Source organism: Pseudomonas sp. MWU12-2029 (assembly GCF_023242425.1).
GTDB lineage: Bacteria > Pseudomonadota > Gammaproteobacteria > Pseudomonadales > Pseudomonadaceae > Aquipseudomonas > Aquipseudomonas kribbensis.
In genome coordinates, this window is sequence record NZ_JALJDY010000026.1 from 1 (window position 1) to 1,174 (window position 1,174).

Here is a 1,174-nt window from a genome sequence, read left to right on the forward strand (position 1 = left end):
GAACTGCACCTTCACCCGGCCGTACTGGTCGCAGAAGATTTCTTCGCCTTCGGGGCCTGTGACCACGGCGCTTTGCGAACCGAGGACCTTGGGTTTCGGGTGGTCCAGCGGCGGACGGTACGGCACGTCCCACGGGATGGCGTTGAATTGGTTGCGATAGCCCTGGTGGAAATCATCCTTGTCGTCGGTGGTGTCGCTGGTCACCGACTCTTCCAGCACTTGCGGCTGCTTGCCTTCGTGGAAGATATCCTTGAGCAGCCACAGGTCGTTCCACGTCGGGTTGGCGTGGTCGGTCAGGGCCAGAAAATGGCCGGTGACGAGGATCGGCTGGTCGCTGTTGCCCTCGGCCAGACGATAGTCGCTGCGGTGGCGTTCGAGGTTGCGGTTGGCCAGATGCTTGCCGCGCTCGCGATCCACGAAACGGCCCGGGTAATCGTAGTCTTCCAGGTCCGGTTGGGCGCTGCTCCTGGCATCGCTCTCCAGCTCGATCTTCGGTTTGACGAAGTCGTAATCGCGCCGCGTGGTGCGGCTGGTGCGCGTGGCCAGGCGCAGGCCGAAACGCTTGACCACCGGTTTATCCGCCACCAACCCGGAGTCTTGTTGATAGGCCACGGGCGCCAGTTTCGGGAACACCGTCTGGTCATCACCGAAGGTCAGTTTGTGGCCGCTGGACGTGTGCTGGAAGTGGTAGTGAATCCCCTCCTCTTCGCACAGGCGCTGGACGAAGTGCAGGTCCGATTCGTCGTACTGCGTGCAGTAGATGCGCTCGGGGTAAATGGCGCTAAGTTGGAAGTGGTAATCACTGGCCAGAATGCCGTGCTCTTCCAGCACCTGGCTGATGATTTGCTGCACGGTCATCTGCTGGAAGATGCGCTGGTTGAAGCGATGCGCGAGGTACGAAAGCTGCGGGCGCAGCGAGATCTTGTAGCGGGTCAGGCGCTTGCCCGCCTCGCCCTGGGCGATGCTGTAGATCAGCCCGTGAATCCCGGTGCCGCTCGGCGACAGCTGAAGAAACGCCAGTTTGTGCAGCAGGCTTTCGAGGTTGATCGAGGCCTTTTCACTGACCAGTTCCAGCTCGAATTCGAAGGGCGTGTTGAGGGCTTCCCGGCCGGTGAACGACAGCACCTGGAAATCGCTGTCCGCGCCATCGATGGTCAGGTTGAAATGGGGCTGA

The 1,174-nt window shown here is 61.2% G+C and carries 1 protein-coding gene; it reads right to left on the bottom strand.

Going from position 1 to position 1,174, the window contains the following annotated elements; translation table 11 throughout:
• A partial coding sequence (tssI, locus tag M5B44_RS28755; protein ID WP_248741301.1) for a type VI secretion system tip protein TssI/VgrG occupies positions 1-1,174 on the bottom strand: 1,174 nt, incomplete at both ends.